17 protein-coding genes and 1 pseudogene are annotated in these 16307 nt (G+C 67.3%); 14 read left to right on the top strand and 4 right to left on the bottom strand.

What is annotated here, in order from left to right:
- Window positions 1–3: 3 nt before the first annotated feature.
- The 5 genes and pseudogenes from IB268_RS24480 to IB268_RS24500 form a co-directional block, all read left to right on the top strand.
- Window positions 4–1023 (top strand): hydroxyquinol 1,2-dioxygenase, encoded by a 1020-nt coding sequence (locus IB268_RS24480; protein WP_054452490.1) that lies wholly within the window; start codon window positions 4–6, stop codon window positions 1021–1023.
- Between the two features lie 35 nt (window positions 1024–1058).
- A complete protein-coding gene (locus IB268_RS24485) occupies window positions 1059–2519 on the top strand; it encodes an aldehyde dehydrogenase family protein (protein ID WP_119449282.1) in 1461 nt (486 codons plus the stop codon).
- Between the two features lie 9 nt (window positions 2520–2528).
- The gene (locus tag IB268_RS24490; RefSeq protein ID WP_175164162.1) at window positions 2529–3401 is read left to right on the top strand and encodes an intradiol ring-cleavage dioxygenase; all 873 of its coding nucleotides are present in this window, start codon (window positions 2529–2531) and stop codon (window positions 3399–3401) included.
- Window positions 3376–3747, top strand: a complete 372-nt coding sequence (locus IB268_RS24495) for a Rieske 2Fe-2S domain-containing protein (RefSeq protein WP_192354926.1) — start codon at window positions 3376–3378, stop codon at window positions 3745–3747. The genes IB268_RS24490 and IB268_RS24495 overlap by 26 nt, the downstream gene beginning before the upstream one ends.
- A gap of 165 nt (window positions 3748–3912) precedes the next feature.
- Window positions 3913–4170: pseudogene (locus IB268_RS24500) on the top strand (NAD(P)/FAD-dependent oxidoreductase); the annotation flags it as partial.
- Between the two features lie 203 nt (window positions 4171–4373).
- Here the strand turns inward: IB268_RS24500 and clpB are convergent.
- A complete protein-coding gene (gene clpB, locus IB268_RS24505; protein ID WP_054452508.1) occupies window positions 4374–6980 on the bottom strand; it encodes an ATP-dependent chaperone ClpB in 2607 nt (868 codons plus the stop codon).
- A 137-nt stretch (window positions 6981–7117) separates the two neighbouring features.
- Between clpB and IB268_RS24510 the strand changes: the two genes are divergently transcribed.
- From IB268_RS24510 to IB268_RS24545, 8 genes are all read left to right on the top strand, one after another.
- A complete protein-coding gene (locus IB268_RS24510; protein WP_192328618.1) occupies window positions 7118–7552 on the top strand; it encodes a gamma-glutamylcyclotransferase in 435 nt (144 codons plus the stop codon).
- 97 nt (window positions 7553–7649) lie between these two features.
- Window positions 7650–8378, top strand: coding sequence for a helix-turn-helix domain-containing protein (locus IB268_RS24515; RefSeq protein ID WP_192354927.1), 729 nt, complete (start codon window positions 7650–7652; stop codon window positions 8376–8378).
- Window positions 8379–8392: 14 nt separating this feature from the next.
- Window positions 8393–9577, top strand: coding sequence for a hypothetical protein (locus tag IB268_RS24520; RefSeq protein WP_225591468.1), 1185 nt, complete (start codon window positions 8393–8395; stop codon window positions 9575–9577).
- Window positions 9578–9739: 162 nt separating this feature from the next.
- Window positions 9740–11044 carry an MFS transporter gene (locus tag IB268_RS24525; RefSeq protein ID WP_054452516.1) on the top strand — a complete coding sequence of 435 codons (1305 nt, stop codon included), beginning with the start codon at window positions 9740–9742 and terminating at the stop codon, window positions 11042–11044.
- 61 nt (window positions 11045–11105) lie between these two features.
- A complete protein-coding gene (locus IB268_RS24530) occupies window positions 11106–11558 on the top strand; it encodes a helix-turn-helix transcriptional regulator (protein WP_119449275.1) in 453 nt (150 codons plus the stop codon).
- The gene (locus IB268_RS24535) at window positions 11444–11908 is read left to right on the top strand and encodes an SRPBCC domain-containing protein (RefSeq protein ID WP_192354928.1); all 465 of its coding nucleotides are present in this window, start codon (window positions 11444–11446) and stop codon (window positions 11906–11908) included. Before IB268_RS24530 ends, IB268_RS24535 begins: the two co-directional genes overlap by 115 nt.
- Before the next feature lie 54 nt (window positions 11909–11962).
- Window positions 11963–12664, top strand: a complete 702-nt coding sequence (locus IB268_RS24540; protein WP_054452529.1) for a DUF899 domain-containing protein — start codon at window positions 11963–11965, stop codon at window positions 12662–12664.
- Window positions 12615–13100, top strand: coding sequence for a hypothetical protein (locus IB268_RS24545; RefSeq protein WP_225588761.1), 486 nt, complete (start codon window positions 12615–12617; stop codon window positions 13098–13100). The genes IB268_RS24540 and IB268_RS24545 overlap by 50 nt, the downstream gene beginning before the upstream one ends.
- On the opposite strand, the gene IB268_RS24550 is transcribed toward IB268_RS24545, so the two are convergent.
- The 3 genes from IB268_RS24550 to IB268_RS24560 all read right to left on the bottom strand — a co-directional run bounded on the left by IB268_RS24550 (window position 13081) and on the right by IB268_RS24560 (window position 15142).
- The gene (locus tag IB268_RS24550) at window positions 13081–13416 is read right to left on the bottom strand and encodes a 2Fe-2S iron-sulfur cluster-binding protein (RefSeq protein ID WP_054452532.1); all 336 of its coding nucleotides are present in this window, start codon (window positions 13414–13416) and stop codon (window positions 13081–13083) included. The genes IB268_RS24545 and IB268_RS24550 overlap by 20 nt on opposite strands.
- 25 nt (window positions 13417–13441) lie before the next feature.
- The gene (locus IB268_RS24555) at window positions 13442–14029 is read right to left on the bottom strand and encodes an NUDIX domain-containing protein (protein WP_054452535.1); all 588 of its coding nucleotides are present in this window, start codon (window positions 14027–14029) and stop codon (window positions 13442–13444) included.
- A 93-nt stretch (window positions 14030–14122) separates the two neighbouring features.
- Entirely contained in the window at window positions 14123–15142 is a 1020-nt protein-coding gene (locus IB268_RS24560) for an NAD(P)-dependent alcohol dehydrogenase (protein WP_119449272.1), read from the bottom strand.
- Window positions 15143–15382: 240 nt separating this feature from the next.
- On the opposite strand from IB268_RS24560, the gene IB268_RS24565 reads away from it, so the two are divergent.
- A complete protein-coding gene (locus IB268_RS24565) occupies window positions 15383–16303 on the top strand; it encodes a LysR substrate-binding domain-containing protein (RefSeq protein ID WP_192354929.1) in 921 nt (306 codons plus the stop codon).
- The last annotated feature ends 4 nt before the right edge of the window (window positions 16304–16307 follow it).

Genomic DNA, 16307 nt, shown 5'->3' on the forward strand with positions numbered 1-16307 from the left:
GATATGGCCATGCTGGACACCCCCGCTCCCGCCTCTTCCTTCGCCGCCGGCAAAGTCGTGGCTGGGCCCGCCGACGCCGTCACCGGCTACAAGCGCTTCGATCTCGGCGCGTTCACCTTCACCCGTGACGAATACTTCGTCAAGGTGCACTGGCCTTCCAAGGGCCAGACGCGCACCCACGCCATCGCGGCCGACGCTTTCCTGCGCGCGCTGATGCGCGACGTGGCCTGGGGCTTCTTCTACGGCTGGGTCAACTTCGACCACGTGTTCGGCACGCGCAACCACTACGGCAAGGTGGACGTCTACGCCGGCTCGTTCAACGGCGTCATGAAGGCCGCGGGCGTGGACTACACGGAAACCTTCGACACGCCGCTCATCATGGCCACCTTCAAGGCCATGCTGCACGACTGGACCAACGAAGGCTTCGATCCGTTCGCCGCGCCCGAGGAAACCGGCTCCGCCTTCGGCCGCAAGCACGGCGACAACATCGCCGCCATCGAGCGTTCGCGCATCGCCACGCGCCGCATGCCCGGCCTGCCGGAAGACTCGCCGCTGCGCGACGACCTGCCGGTCAACCGCGCCTTCGCCGACGTGACCCAGGATGAGCCGCAGATCCAGGCCGAACCGGGCTACGAGGGCGCGCTGCACGCGTTCAGCCTGTTCAAGTACCTGTCGCGCTCGGACGTGACCTGGAACCCCTCTGTCACCTCCGTCTGCGGCGCCAGCCTGTTCTGCCCCACCACCGAGGAGTTCATCCTGCCGGTGTTCCATGGCAATGACCGCGTCGAATGGTTCCTGCAACTGTCCGACGAAATCGTCTGGGACATCGGCGACAAGGACACCGGCGCGCCGCGCGCCCGCGTCACCATGCGCGCGGGAGACATCTGCGCCATGCCCGCCGACATCCGCCATCAGGGTTATTCGACCAAGCGCTCGATGCTGCTGGTCTGGGAGAACGCCACCCCCGATCTGCCCCAGCGCTACGAAAGCGGCGAACTCGCGCCCTACCCCGTCGAGTTCTGAATCCGCCTCCTTCCACCCATCACGTATCCAGAGCCATGCAGAACAAACTCTTTATCGACGGCCGTTTCGTGGACGCAGCCGCCGGCGGCACGATAGACGTGCTCAACCCGCACGACGGAACCCTCATCACTGCCATCGCCGCGGCCGAAGCCGAAGACGTGGACCGCGCGGTCGCGGCCGCGCAACGCGCCTTTCCCGCCTGGTCGCGCATGGCGGCGGCCGAACGCGGGCGCCTGCTGCTCAAGCTGGCCGACCTGATCGAAGCCAACGCGGAAGAACTGGCGCAGCTCGAAACGCTGGACACCGGCCATCCGATACGCGACACGCGCGGCCTGGACGTGCCGCGCACCGCCGGCTGCTTCCGTTACTTCGGCGGCATGGCCGACAAACTGCAAGGCAGCGTCATTCCGGTGGAAGCGGGCTTCCTCAACTACGTGCAGCGCGCGCCCATCGGCGTGGTCGGCCAGATCGTGCCGTGGAACTTCCCGCTGATGTTCACCAGCTGGAAGCTGGGCCCGGCGCTGGCCGCTGGCAATACGGTGGTGCTCAAGCCGTCCGAACTCACCCCGCTGTCGACCCTGCGCATCGCAGAACTGATGGCCCAGGCGGGCTTTCCCGAAGGCGTGGTCAACATGGTCCCCGGCTACGGCCACACCGCAGGCCAACGCCTGGCCGAGCATCCCGGCGTGGGCAAGATCGCCTTCACGGGGTCGACTGCCACCGGCCGCCGCATCGTGCAGGCGTCCCAGGGCAACCTCAAGCGGGTACAGCTGGAACTTGGCGGCAAGGGCGCCAATATCGTGTTCGACGACGCCAACCTCGACGCCGCCATCAACGGCGCGGCCTGGGCCATCTTCCACAACCAGGGCCAGGCCTGCATCGCAGGTTCGCGCCTGATGCTGCACGACAAGATCGCCGATGCCTTTCTGGAGCGCTTCACGGCGCTGGCGAACTCCATCCGCCTGGGCGACCCGCGTTCGCCCGATACCGAAATGGGTCCGCTGACCTCGGCGCAGCATCGCGACAAGGTCCTGTCCTACGTGGGCATTGCCGCCGAACAGGGCGCGCGCCTGCTGGCCGGCGGCCAGGCGCCCGGCGGCGAACTGGCCCGCGGCTACTACGTCGCGCCCACCATCGTCGAAGCCCGGCCCCAGGACCGCGTCGCGCAGGAAGAAGTCTTCGGCCCTTTCGTCACCGTGCTGCGCTTTGGCAGCGACGAGGAAGCGCTGGCCATCGCCAACGCCACCGATTACGGCCTGGGCAGCGGCCTGTGGACGCGCGACCTGGCCCGCGCCCACAAAATGGCAGGCGCCATCCACGCCGGCATGTGCTGGATCAACTGCTACAAGCGGGTCAATCCCGGCAGTCCGTTCGGCGGCGTGGGCCAGTCCGGCTACGGACGCGAAATGGGCTTCGAGGCCATGCATGACTACACTGAGGCAAGGTCCGTGTGGGTCAATGTGGACGCCGCCGTGCCGCCGCATTTCAAGCGCTGAGGAGCCGCCATGAACCCTGCTATGCCGAACGCCGAAACCGCCCTGACCGACACGGTCGCCGCCGCCTTCGCCCAGACGCCGGATCCCAGGCTGCGTCAGCTGATGCAGTCCCTGGTGCGGCATCTGCACGCCTTCGTTGCCGACGTCGAGCCCACCGAGGCCGAATGGATGGCCGCGATCCGGTTCCTGACCGAGACCGGCCAGATCTGTGACGGCGCGGTGCGGCAGGAATTCATCCTGCTGTCCGACACGCTGGGCGTGTCGATGCTGGTGGACGCCATCAACCACCGCAAGCCGGGCCAGGCCACCGAGAGCACGGTGTTCGGCCCCTTCTACATGGCCGGCATGCCCGAGCGCGCGGCGGGCGAGGACATGGCGCAGACGCCAGGCGAGCCCGCGCTGGTGCATGGTCATGTGCGCGACACCGAAGGCCGGCCGCTGGCCGGCGCCGTGCTCGACGTGTGGCAGACGGCCGCCAACGGCATGTATTCGGGCCAGGACCTGGACCAGCCGCAGGGCAATCTGCGCGGCCGCTACCGCAGCGGCGAAGACGGCAGTTTCGCGATCCGCACCATCCTGCCGGTGTCCTATCCGATCCCGGGCGACGGTCCCGTCGGCCGCATGATGGCGGCGACCGGCCGGCACATCTTCCGGCCGGCGCATCTGCACTTCATGATCGATGCGCCTGGGCACCAGCGGCTGGTAACCCATCTGTTCAACGCCGGCGATCCGTATCTCGCGTCGGACGCGGTGTTCGGCGTGAAGCCCTCGCTGGTGCTGCAATACCGCCCGCAAGCTGCGGATTCCGCGCTGGGCAAGCGCTACGGCTTCGGGTCGGACTTCCACGAGGGACGTTATGACTTCGTGCTGCCCCGCGCTTGAGCACGCCGCCGGGGCGGCGCTGTGCCGGATCGAAGACATTCCGGATGGCGGCTCGCTGACGGCGGAGATGGGCGCGCAGCCGGTGGTCCTGCTGCGGCGGGGCCAGACGGTCTGGGGCTACGTCAACCGCTGCCCCCACTTCTCGGTGACGCTCAACGCGGCCGACGGCGCGGTCCTGACCTACGAAGCCCAGGTATTGATGTGCGCGCATCATTCGGCCCTGTTCCGCTTCGAGGACGGGTTGTGCATCGAAGGCCCCTGCCAGGGCGCGGCGCTCGATCCGCAACCGCTGCGCGTGGACGCGGGACGCGTCTACGCGGCCGAGACGAAACTGAAGATTGATTGAACGGTTGACGCAGCCGACAACAGTTATTACACACACAGACGCATTGCACTTGACGTTGCCTTCAACCTCTTCTTCCAGGAGGAACTGAAACGGCCGGAACGTTCCCTGCTGCGCCCCGAGATCGAATTCCGCGTCGACAAGGTCACGCGGTTCCCCTTCGACCGCCACTCGGAGGAAGGCGGCGACCAGCCCTTCGCCATCCTCCTGGCCACGCCGCCGATACGCGCGGTGGATGTCGTGCTGGAGTCCGGCGTGTCGCAAGCCGAAAACAACGAAGCCTGGCTGCCGACCGACCACGAGACGCTGCAGGTCTACGGGCTGCAGAATGTCTACGTCATCGGCGACACCGTCGACCTGCCGGTCAGCAAGGCGGGCGGCTCCTGCCATAAACAGGCGCCGGTCATCGCCAACATCATCGCGGCCTGATGCGCGATGAGGACACCCGCCGCGGCATGGCCGTGGTGCTGCGGGCGCTGCAGACGCTGGGCAGGCAGATGGCGGCGCAACGCAAGGACTACGCCGACGCAAGCTGAAGACGCATGTAAAAACCCCCGGAAACTGGACGTCAGTCCAGCTTCCGAGGGTTGTTTTCATGCGCGGCCGGGATCTCGCCGCGCCGGACCCGTTTACTGCAAGGTCCGCGTAAAGACGAACTGCCCGTCCTGCCAGTCCACCGGCACCACGTCGCGCGGGCCGAAGCGGCCTTCCAGGATCAGGCGCGCCACCGGGTTTTCGATCTGCTGCTGGATCGCGCGCTTCAAGGGGCGCGCGCCGAACACCGGATCGAAGCCGGAGCGGGCCAGTTCCGCCAACGCGGGTTCGCTCACTTCGAGGCGCATCTCCTGCTTTTCCAGGCGCTCGCCCAGGCGGCGCAGCTGGATGCGGGCGATCGACTCGATGTGCTGCGCTTCCAGGCCATGGAACACGACCACTTCGTCGATACGGTTCAGGAATTCGGGGCGCAGGGTCTGCTTGAGCTCGTCCCACACCACTTCCTTGACCACTTCGTAAGGCTTGCCGGCCAGGCTCTGGATATGGTGCGAACCCAGGTTGGACGTCATCACGATCACCGTGTTGCGGAAGTCCACCGTGCGGCCCTGGCCGTCGGTCAGGCGGCCGTCGTCCAGCACCTGCAGCAACACGTTGAAGACGTCCGGATGGGCCTTTTCGACTTCATCCAGCAGCACCACGCTGTACGGCTTGCGGCGCACGGCTTCGGTCAGGTAGCCGCCTTCTTCGTAGCCCACGTATCCCGGCGGCGCGCCGATCAGGCGGGCCACCGAGTGCTTCTCCATGAATTCGCTCATGTCGATGCGGATCATGTGCTCTTCGGAATCGAACAGGAACTCGGCCAGCGCACGCGTCAGCTCGGTCTTGCCCACGCCCGTGGGGCCCAGGAACAGGAAGGAGCCGTAGGGGCGCGACGGGTCCGCCAGGCCGGCGCGCGAACGCCGGATGGCGTCGGACACCAGGCGTACGGCCTCGTCCTGGCCCACCACGCGCTTATGCAGGTATTCCTCCATGTGCAGCAGCTTCTCGCGTTCGCCCTGCATCATCTTGGACACCGGAATGCCGGTGGCGCGCGACACGACCTCGGCGATTTCCTCGGCGCCGACGCGGGTGCGCAACAGGCGCGGACGCCCTTCGCCGCCCTCGGCTTCCTCGGCCGCTTCCGCGGCGCCCACTTCGGCCGCCTTCAGGCGCGCTTCCAGGTCCGGCAGCTTGCCGTACTGCAGCTCGGCCAGCTTGTCGAACTGGCCCTTGCGCTGCAGTTCCGCCATTTCGGCGCGCACGCTGTCGATTTCTTCCTTGATGGCCTGCGTGCCCTGCACCGCCGCTTTCTCGGCCTTCCAGATTTCCTCGAAGTCGTTGTACTCGCGTTGCAGCTTTTCGAGTTCGTCCTCGATCACGCCCAGGCGGCGCTTGGAAGCGTCGTCGGATTCCTTCTTGACGGCTTCGCGCTCGATCTTGAGCTGGATGATGCGGCGGTCCAGCTTGTCCATCACTTCCGGCTTGGAATCGATTTCCATGCGGATGCGCGCGCCGGCCTCGTCGATCAGGTCGATGGCCTTGTCAGGCAGGAAGCGGTCGGTGATGTAGCGGTGCGAGAGCTCGGCCGCGGCCACGATGGCCGGGTCGGTGATCTCGACGCCGTGGTGGATTTCATAGCGCTCCTGCAGACCGCGCAGGATGGCGATTGTGGATTCCACGTCGGGCTCGTCGACCAGCACCTTCTGGAAGCGACGCTCCAGCGCCGCGTCCTTCTCGATGTACTTGCGGTATTCGTCCAGCGTGGTCGCGCCGATGCAGTGCAGCTCGCCGCGTGCAAGCGCGGGCTTGAGCATGTTGCCGGCGTCCATCGCGCCTTCGGCCTTGCCCGCGCCCACCATGGTGTGGAGTTCGTCGATGAAGACGATGTTGCTGCCGTCGTCCAGCGACAGCTCTTTCAGCACGGCCTTCAGGCGTTCTTCGAATTCGCCGCGGAACTTCGCGCCGGCCAGCAGCGCGGCCAGGTCCAGCGACAGCACACGCTTGCCGCGCAGCGTTTCGGGAACTTCGTCATTGACGATGCGCTGCGCCAGGCCTTCGACGATGGCGGTCTTGCCCACGCCGGGTTCGCCGATCAGCACGGGGTTGTTCTTGGTGCGGCGCTGCAGGATCTGGATGGTGCGGCGGATTTCGTCGTCGCGGCCGATCACCGGGTCGAGCTTGCCTTGGCGGGCGCGCTCGGTCAGGTCCATGGTGTACTTGGACAGGGCTTCGCGGTTGGATTCGCCTTCCGCGCCGGAGACGTTCTCGCCGCCGCGCACGGCGTCGATCGCGGCCTCCAGGGCCTTTTTCTGCAGGCCCGCGTCGCGCAGGATGCGGCCGGCGTCGCCCTTGTCGTCCGCCAGCGCCAGCAGGAACAGTTCGCTGGCAATATAGGTGTCGCCACGGCGCGCGGCTTCCTTGTCGGTGCGGGTCAGCACCGCCTGCAGGTCGCGGCCGACCTGGACGTTGTCGTCGCCCTGCACCTGCGGCAGGGACTTCAGGGCGCTGTCGATGGCCGACTGCACCCGGTTGACGGCCACGCCGGCGCGCGCCAGCAGGCTGCCCGCGCCGCTGTCGGAATCCGACAGCAAGGCGGAGAGCACGTGGATGGGCTCGATGTAGGGATGGTCGTTGCGGGCGGCCAGACTCTGAGCGTCGGCCAGGGCTTGCTGGAACTTGGTAGTCAGTTTGTCGAATCGCATAATGGTCGTTTGGCTTGTTGGGGAGCCTGACCGATACGTGCCGGCTGGCTCGATATCCTGAATATGCGGCCAGATGCGAGAATTTCAACACCCTGCCCGCGCCATGGTTTTTTCGACGTGCAGCAACAACCTGACCTATGAGCATATACGTTTTTGTCTACGGCACCCTACGCGCGGGCGAAATCAATGACCTGGCTCAAGCCGCCGCCCGGCGCGGCCTGCCGGCGGCCCGCCATGTCGGTCCGGCCAGCGTGCCGGGCCGCCTGGTGGACTTCGGCGACTGGCCCGGCCTGATCCCGGTGGACGACGGCCGGCGCGTGCGCGGCGACATTTTCCAGGTGGAGCCCGCCCTGGTGGCGCTGATGGACGAGATCGAGGAGTACGAATCCGGCAAGCCCTGCTGCTTCGTGCGGCGCGAGGTCGTGGCGCGCCTGGAACCGCCCGCGCAAGCCCCGGAACTGCGCTGCCAGTACTACCCGATAGACCCGGCCCTGCGCGGCGCGGCGGTCGATATAGCCGCCGACGACTGGGTCGCTTACCGCCTTGCGCGCCCCCTATCGGACGCCCCGTAAGACGCCCGTAGTAACAACGGACTACAATACAGCTTGTCTTAAGCTTTATACCCATGCCGGCATCCGTCCGCGCAATGGGCACTATAGAGGTCATCGTATGCAAAAACGGGTCCCCGTTGCCCCTGATGCCGCCCATTGCTCCACATGCATGCTGGGGCATGTGTGCGTGCCCGTGGGCATGGCAGCCGCGGAAGTGGAAAAGCTGGACGAACTGGTCAGGGAACGCGTGCGCCTTGAAAAAGGCAAGCCGCTCTATTCGCTGAATCACCCGCTGGACGCGGTCTACAGCGTGCGCTTCGGCAGCCTCAAGACGCAGCTGGAAGACGCGACCGGCCAGATCCAGGTCACCGGCTTTCATCTGCCCGGCGAAATCGTCGGCATGGACGGCATGCTGGACGGCAAGCACGTCTCGACCGCCGTGGCGCTGGAAGATTCCGAGGTCTGCGTCATCCGCCTGGCCGACATCGACCGGGTCGCGACCCACCTGCCCTCGCTGCAGCAGCAATTCCGCCGCCTGATGAGCCGCGAAATCAACCGCTCGCACCAGATGCTGGCATCGCTGGGCTCCATGCGTTCCGAGCAGCGCCTGGCCGCGTTCCTGCTGAACTTGTCGCAGCGCTACGCTTCGCTGGGCTATTCCTCCACCGAATTCGTGCTGCGCATGAGCCGCGAGGAAATCGGCAACTACCTCGGCCTGACCCTGGAAACGGTCAGCCGGCTGTTCTCGCGCTTTGCGCGCGACGGCCTCATCAAGATCAACCAGCGCGAGGTCCGCATCCTGGACCTGCCCGCGCTCAAGCAGTTGCTGGGCCAAGAGAGCTGCTGAATTTCCGCCGCGCCATGCGCCGCGCACCTATCCTCCCCTTGCTTGTAGCGCGGCCGGACCGCATGCGCGGCCTGGCCGCGCTGTTCGCCCTGGCGGCGCTCGCGCCGCTGGCCGCGCGCGCGCAGACGCCCCTGCCCGACCCTTACGACTACAGCGAAACCGCGCCCGCGCCCAAGCGCGCGGCGCCCTTGCGCTGGCAGTCCCTGGAACTGGGCAAGCCCGGCCACCGCTACAAGATGCCGGTCTACGCCAACCGCGACCTGGCCAAGGACGACCTGCGCAACATCAAGCAGGTCGTGGTCGTGATCCACGGCGTCAAGCGCGACGCCGACCGCTATTACGAATCTGTCGCCGCGCTGCTGGCGCACAACCCCGAGCGGGCCCGCGACACCCTGATCCTGGCGCCGCGCTTCTCGGGCTCCATCGATTCGGGTTTCGGCGGCATGGCGGCCTGGCGCAAGGCCAGCTGGGAAGACGGGGAAGACAGCGTGCAGGCCGCGGGACGCCCCGCGCCCGTCAGCTCGTTCCAGGTGCTGGACGACCTGCTGCGCAGCCTGGACGACCGCAAGCGCCTGGCCTCGCTGGCCGGCATCGTGCTGGCCGGCCACTCGGCCGGCGGGCAGTTGGTACAACGCTACGCGGTGCTGAACAACATCGACGGCCCGCTGCGGCGCGACGGGCTGGCGCTGCGCTACGTCGTCGCCAATCCTTCGTCCTACCTGTACCTGAGCAACGAGCGCCCCCGCGCCGACGGCAAGGGCTATGCGCCCTACGAGCGCGGCATCTGCCCCACCTACAACCAGTACAAGTACGGCCCGGACAAGCTGCCCGCGTACTCGCGCGAGACCGACGAATCCAAGCTCTTCGTGCGCTACGCCGCGCGCGACGTCACCTATCTGCTGGGCGGCGCCGACAACAATCCCGAAGACCGCCTGCTGGACAAGACCTGCGGCGCGGAAGCCCAGGGCGCGACCCGGCTGGCCCGCGGCACAGGCTACGCACAATACGAACACGTGCTGGCCGCCCGCGGCGCCAAACCCGTGACGCTGCACCGGCGCGCCTTCGAAGTGGCCGGTATCGGCCACAACAGCAAAGGCATGTTCGGCTCGGTTTGCGGCACGCAGGCGCTGCTGGGCGACGAGGCCCAGGCGGCGGACGGCGCCGCGCCTTGCGAAGTCATCAAGCCACGCGGCAAGTGAGCCGGCGCGGCCAGGCCTGACAAAAAGCTGAACAAGAAGCGGTATTGATACGCGTGCATTTCCGCGCGCGCAGGCGCAACATAACGCAATGCATGTTCCATTCGCGGCCCACCCGCGATCGCGTGTCCGGCGTCCCCCGACAAACGCACCCGAAGGATGGATATGACACAAGCGTATCTCGACATCCCCGACGCGAAGCGCCGCATCAAGGCGATCTTCATCGGCTCCATGGGCAATCTGGTGGAGTGGTATGACTTCTACGCCTATACCGCTTTCGCCCTGTACTTCGCCCCCGCGTTTTTCCCGTCCCACGACCCGGTCGTCCAGCAACTGAACGCGGCCACGCTGTTCGCGGCCGGCTTCATCGTGCGTCCGCTCGGCGGCTGGCTGTTCGGCCATCTGGCCGACCGCCATGGGCGGCGCCTGTCGCTGATGGTGTCGGTGGGGATGATGTGCGTGGGCTCGCTGATCATCGCGGTCACGCCCACCTATGCCACCATCGGCCTGGCCGCGCCCGCGCTGCTGGCCCTGGCGCGCGTGATCGAGGGGCTGAGCCTGGGCGGCGAGTATGGCGCCAGCGCCACCTACCTGACCGAGATCGCGGACCCCGAGCATCGCGGCTTCTATTCCAGCTTCCAGTACGTCACGCTGATCGGCGGCCAGCTCTGCGCCATCCTGGTGCTGCTGCTGTTGCAGAACGTGTTCCTGACCCACGAGCAGTTGGTGGAATGGGGCTGGCGCATCCCCTTCGTGATCGGCGCCATGCTGGCCATCATCACGGCCCTGATGCGGCGCGACATGCCCGAGACGGATTCCTACAAGGAGGCGCAGAAAGCGCCCAAGCCGCAGACCAGTTCGCTGCGCGGCCTGCTGAAATATCCGCGCGAGGTCGCGATCGTGGTGGGCCTGACCGCGGGCGGCACCGCGGCGTTCTATACCTTCACCACCTACATGCAGACCTTCGTGCGGCAGACCTCGGGCTTCTCCGACATCGTCACGACCTACATCATCGCCGGGTCGCTGATCTTCGCGCTGATCCTGCAGCCGGTGTATGGCGCGCTGTCCGACAAGATCGGGCGCAAGCCGCTGCTGGTGTTCTTCGGCGTGGCAGGCGCGGCGCTCACGGTGCCCATCCTGATGACGCTGTCGCATACGCATTCGCCCTTCATGGCCTTCCTGCTGATCTGCGGCGCCTGGGTGTTCACGGCCGGCTACACCTCCATCAACGCGGTGGTGAAGGCGGAGCTCTTCCCCACCAACATCCGCGCCACCGGCGTGGCCGTGCCCTACGCCGTGACGGTGTCGATCTTCGGCGGCACGGCGCCGGCCATTGCCCTGTTCTTCAAACAGCAGGGGCACGAGGAGTGGTTCTACTACTACCTCGCCGGCATCATCTTCCTGTCGCTGCTGGTGTACGCCACCATGCGCGACACCAAGCACCGGTCGGCCATGCACCAGCACGCCTGATTCCTTTCGCGCCAACTTTGTTGCTTGACAGTCCCGCGGCTTCGGCTTAATACTTAACCCTATGGTTAAGTTTAAAGACGACACGCTGGACAGCATCTTTTCGGCCCTGGCAGACGGCACGCGGCGCCGGGTGCTGGCCGACCTGGAACAAGGCGCGGCCTCGGTCAGCGAGCTGGCCCGGCCGCACGCCATGTCCCTGCCCGCTTTCATGAAGCATCTGCGCGTGCTGGAAGACGCCGGCCTGATCGCCCGCGCCAAAGACGGCCGCGTCGTGAACTGCACGCTATCGCCCGAACCCATGCGGGCGGCATCCGACTGGCTGGCCCGCTACGAGAAGTTCTGGAACGGGCAGCTGGATTCGCTGGCGCGCTACCTGTACCACGAGGAAGAGGTCCACCCATGGAAAAACGAAGCACCCGAGGCGAAACAGCCCCCATCGAACTCCGCCTCAAACGCCGCTTCGACGCCCCCGTCGAACGCGTCTGGCGCGCCTGGACGGACCCGCAAGCGCTGATGCGATGGTTCGGTCCCGCCGAAACCCGCAAGGTGCTGCGGGCGGAAACCGACGTGCGCGTGGGCGGCGCCTATCAGGTGGGATTCGCCACCGAGGACGGGCTGGAGCACCACGCCAGCGGCCACTACCGCGAAGTCGAACCGCAGCGCCGCCTGGTGTTTACCTGGGCCTGGCGCGATACGCCCGTGGAAGTCTCGCTGATCACCCTGGAATTCACCCCTGCCGGCGGCGGCACCGAGCTTGCCTTCCTGCAAACCCCGTTCGTCGACCAGGCCACCCGCGACAGCCACCAGCATGGCTGGCTGGGCGCGCTGGAACGGCTGGCGGCCCATCTGGCGAAGCCGGCCTGAATCCCCGCCGTTCGCCCTACCCGGGCCTGCCGGCCCGTTCCAAGGAGACACACGATGCAGACCGATCACCCCGTCGTATCCCGAGCGCAATGGGACATCGCGCGCGAGGCGCTGCTGCGCCGCGAAAAAGAACTGACTCGTGCCCAGGACGCGCTGGCCCGCGAGCGCATGGCCCTGCCCTGGGTCAAAGTGGACAAGCCCTATCGCTTCCAGGGCGCGGCCGGCTCCGTGGACCTGGCCGCGCTGTTCCAGGGCAGGAGCCAGCTCATCGTCTACCACTTCATGTTCGGCCCGGACTGGGAGGAAGGCTGCGTGGGCTGCTCGTTCCTGGCCGACCACATGGACAGCGCGCTCATCCACCTGCGCCAGCATGACGTGACGGTGGTCGCCGTGTCGCGAGCCCCCTACGCCAAGCTGGAGGCCTTCAAGCGCCGCATGGGCTGGCAGTTCCCCTGGTACTCGTCCGAAGGCTGCGACTTCAATTTCGACCTGCTGGCCTCCGTGCCCAAGGCCGACGGCAGCATGGAGGAAAACTCCGGCGCCAGCGCGTTCTTCCGCGACCCGGACGGCGAGATCTTTCATACCTATTCAAGCTTCTCGCGCGGCGTGGAAAGGCTGGCCGGGGCCTACAACTACCTGGAATTGGCGCCCCTGGGCCGCAACGAGAACGGCCCGCACTTCAACCTGGGCGACTGGGTACGCCACCATGACCGCTACGACGACGCGCGGCCGCACGCCTGCCACGCCTGCGGCTAGGCGCAAGCCCGGCGATGCAGTCCGCGTGGCCTCCGACGCCGCCGTCCTGTGGCTGGCCTGCACCGCAGCCATGGCCGCGGGGCTGTGGGCAGACACGCTGCGCACGCCGGCGGCGCTGCTGGCCAGCCTGTGCGGGGCGTCCGGCGGGCTGCTGGACCAAGCGTGGCGCCATGCGGCCCTGATGCCCGCCAGCAGCGCAGCCATGCTGCTTGCCGCGCTACTGCCACTGCCGGGCGCGCCGCGCATGGCAGCGCGGCTGGCCTGCGCGCTGGCGATGGGGCTGGGCATGCTGGCAGGGGCTCAATGGGGCATGGCGGCGGCGCTGGCCGCGAGCGTCGCGCCATTCGGCGGAATGGCGGCCGGCATGGCGCTGGGAATGGGCGTCGCCATGGCCGCCGCGGCGCTGATTGCAGGCGCTAGCGCCGCGCCCCGGTAAGCGGGCGCGGCGGCGCAACGGGCGCGGCCTCGATCGGCGCGGCCAGGGGCGCCTGGATTTCCAGGGCGGACTCGGCCTGCGCCACGCAGGGCAGGATCCAGCCTTCTTCCTTCTCGTCGCGCGACAGCCCCGGCCACTCGATGCGGTACGAGATCTCGCCTTCCAGCAGCAGGCACATGCAGGCGCGGCATGTGCCGTTACGGCACGAACTGGGCAGCTTGATGCCGGCCGCCTGCGCCGCCAGCAGCACGGAGGTATCGGCCGGCGCGTCAAAGCGCAGGCCGGCGGGCTGCACCAGAACGGGAAATGCGGACATGTCTGGACAGATTCCGGACCGGGCTTCAGCCCGCGTTGTCCTGCCAGTCCAGCTGCCAGGCGCCGGACAGCACGTTCTGCATCCACAACACGCAGGTCAGCGTCTTGGCGTCGGTGACCTCGCCCTTGGCGCAAGCCTCGATCAGCTCGGCGGGATCCGCGCTGATCACATCCAGGAATTCGTCCTGGTCCAATTGGCGAGGCCCGGCGCGCAGGCCGCGGGCGAAGTAGATATGGATGATCTCGGTGGAATACGCGATGGCCAGGTGCAGCGCTCCCGCATGCGCCCACTGATCCGCGGTATAGCCGGTTTCCTCCAGCAGCTCGCGCTTGCCGCAGGCCAGCGGATCCTCGCCCGGATCCAGCTTCCCGGCCGGGAACTCGGTCATCACGCGTCCGATGGGATAACGGAACTGACGCTCCAGCAGGACCCGGCCATCGTCCAGCAGCGGGATCACCACCACCGCGCCCGGATGCACCACGTACTCGCGCGTGGCCGTGTTGCCGTTGGGCAGGCTGACCGTGTCGCGGCGGATCTTCAGGAAGGCGCCGTTGTATGGCGCCTCGCTGGCGACGAGTTTTTCTTCGAGATGGGAATCGGGCTTGCGGGTCATGGCGGGTCGGATACCTCAAGGGACGCGCGGATGATGGCCAGTCCGCGCGGGCAGCACGAGCTTACCATCGCCGCCCGCCTTCCCCGATGACGCCTACTCCGCGACGCGGATGACGAGCTTGCCGAAGTGCCGGCCCGACGCCAGGTGCTCGAACGCCTCGCGCGCTTCGGCAAACGAGTAGACGCGGTCGATGACCGGCGCGATGCGCGCCACGTCGACGAAACGCGCCACGTCCTCGAGCATCTTGCGGCTGCCGACGAAGATGCCTTCCAGCCGCTTGACGCCCGCGATCAACGCCAAGGGCGCGACCGGCACGGCCGCGAAGCCGCTGACGCCGCCGATGACCGCAATGGTGCCTCCCATGCGCGCGGCCGCGACGGAACGTTCGAGCGTGCCTTCGCCGCCGACTTCCACCACCACGTGGGCGCCCTCGCCGCCGGTCAGGCGCAGCACTTCGTCCTGCCATTGCGGCGTTTCACGGTAGTTGATCGTAAGGTCCGCGCCCAGCTCGCGCGCGCGGGCCAGCTTGTCCGCGCTGGACGAGGTGATGATGGTGCGCATGCCGGCTGCCTTGGCCAGTTGCAGGCCCCAGATGGAAACCCCGCCCGTGCCCAGGAACAAAGCCGTCTGGCCCGCCTTGGCGCGTCCGGCGACGAACAGCGCGTTCCATGCGGTGACGGCGGCGCAAGGCAGGGTCGAGGCCTGCTCGTCGCTCAAGGATGCCGGCGTTGCGACCAGGGCGTGCTCGGCAAACACACTCTCGGTGGACAGCAGGCCGTCGGTGGCGGCGCCCGGCGCCAGCGCCACCGTGGCAGGCGTGGGCTCGCCATCGATCCAGTCCGGCATGAATGCGCCCATGACGCGGTCGCCGACCTTGAACCGGCTCACGCCCGCACCCACCTCGATCACCTCGCCCGCGGCGTCGGAGGCGGGTATGACCGGATCGCCCGAACCCTTCAGATACTCGCCGCGCGCCACCATCAGGTCGCGGTAGTTCAGCGACACGGCCTTGATGCGCACGCGCAGCTCCAACGGCCCCAGGCTGCGAGGCTGGCGCGTGACGCGCTCCAGCGAAGCGATGTCCTTGCCGCTGGTGACGGTGTATGCCTGCATGTTGTTTCTCCTATCGATTCAAAAAAGGCCCCCACGCTGCGCCTTCGGCTTGCTGCCCCCCAAGGGGGTTTTTTTTTTGCCTTGGGGCGGCCCGGCGGCAAAAAAGACCGCCGCCCGCCATTGGCGGCTATCCGTGACGGTCAAGTACCGATAAGATATATGGGAACCAATTTCCCTAGTGGCGAATGTTTTTCATTTCATCGAATCCCACCAGGAACCAATAAATGCAGGGAGTCCATGATGGCTACAGCGATCACCTATGACCGGCTGAGCGGCATCGAAGTCTTCGTTCAGGCCGTGGAAGCAGGCAGCTTCGCGCTCGCGGCGCAACGCCTGAACCTCACGCGCTCCGCGGTGGGCAAGTCCATCGCGCGGCTGGAGGCGCGGCTGGGCGCCAGGCTGTTCCACCGCACCACCCGCCAGCAAAGCCTGACCGACGATGGCCAGGCCTATTACGACCGTTGCGTGCGCGCGCTGGCCGAACTGCAGACCGCCGAGGCCGAGCTGGACAGCGGCCGGCGCGAGCCCCAGGGTCGCTTGCGCGTCAACGCGCCGTTGGTGTTCGGCCGCCATTGCGTCGCGCCCGTGCTGCGCGAACTGGCACAGCAGCATCCGCAACTGCAGGTGGAGGTTTCATTCAACGACCGGGTGGTCGATCTGATCGAGGAAGGCTACGACCTGGGCATCCGCGTGGGCGAGCTGCCCGACAGCGCCAGCCTGGCCGCGCGGCGGCTGGGCATGCAGACCATGGGCATCGGGGCTTCTCCCGCATACATCCAGGCACATGGCCGCCCGGTCACCGTGGATGAGATGCAGCGGCATGCCGCCATCGTCTACACGCGCAACGGCGTGGACAAGGCCTGGGCGCTGCATGGGCCCGACGGCCAGGTACTGCAGCTGCGCCCGCGTCCGTGCCTGCGCCTGGACGACCTGCAAGCCATCGCGGACGCCGCCATCGCCGGCGCGGGGCTCGCCTGGCTGCCCTGCTGGATGCTGACGCACTATGTGCGCACCGGCGAGCTGGACGTGCTGATGCACGGCGATCGCCTGGCCGCGCAAGAGGTGCACGCCGTCTGGCCGCAAGCGCGCTACCTGCCGTCCAAGACGCGGGCCGCCATCGACGCGCTGGCGGCCCGCGTACCCTCGATGCTGGCCGCCTGAGCGG

Origin of the sequence: Achromobacter sp. ACM01, from assembly GCF_014851745.1 — a bacterium.
In the GTDB taxonomy this organism is placed as follows: Bacteria; Pseudomonadota; Gammaproteobacteria; order Burkholderiales; family Burkholderiaceae_B; genus Achromobacter; species Achromobacter aegrifaciens.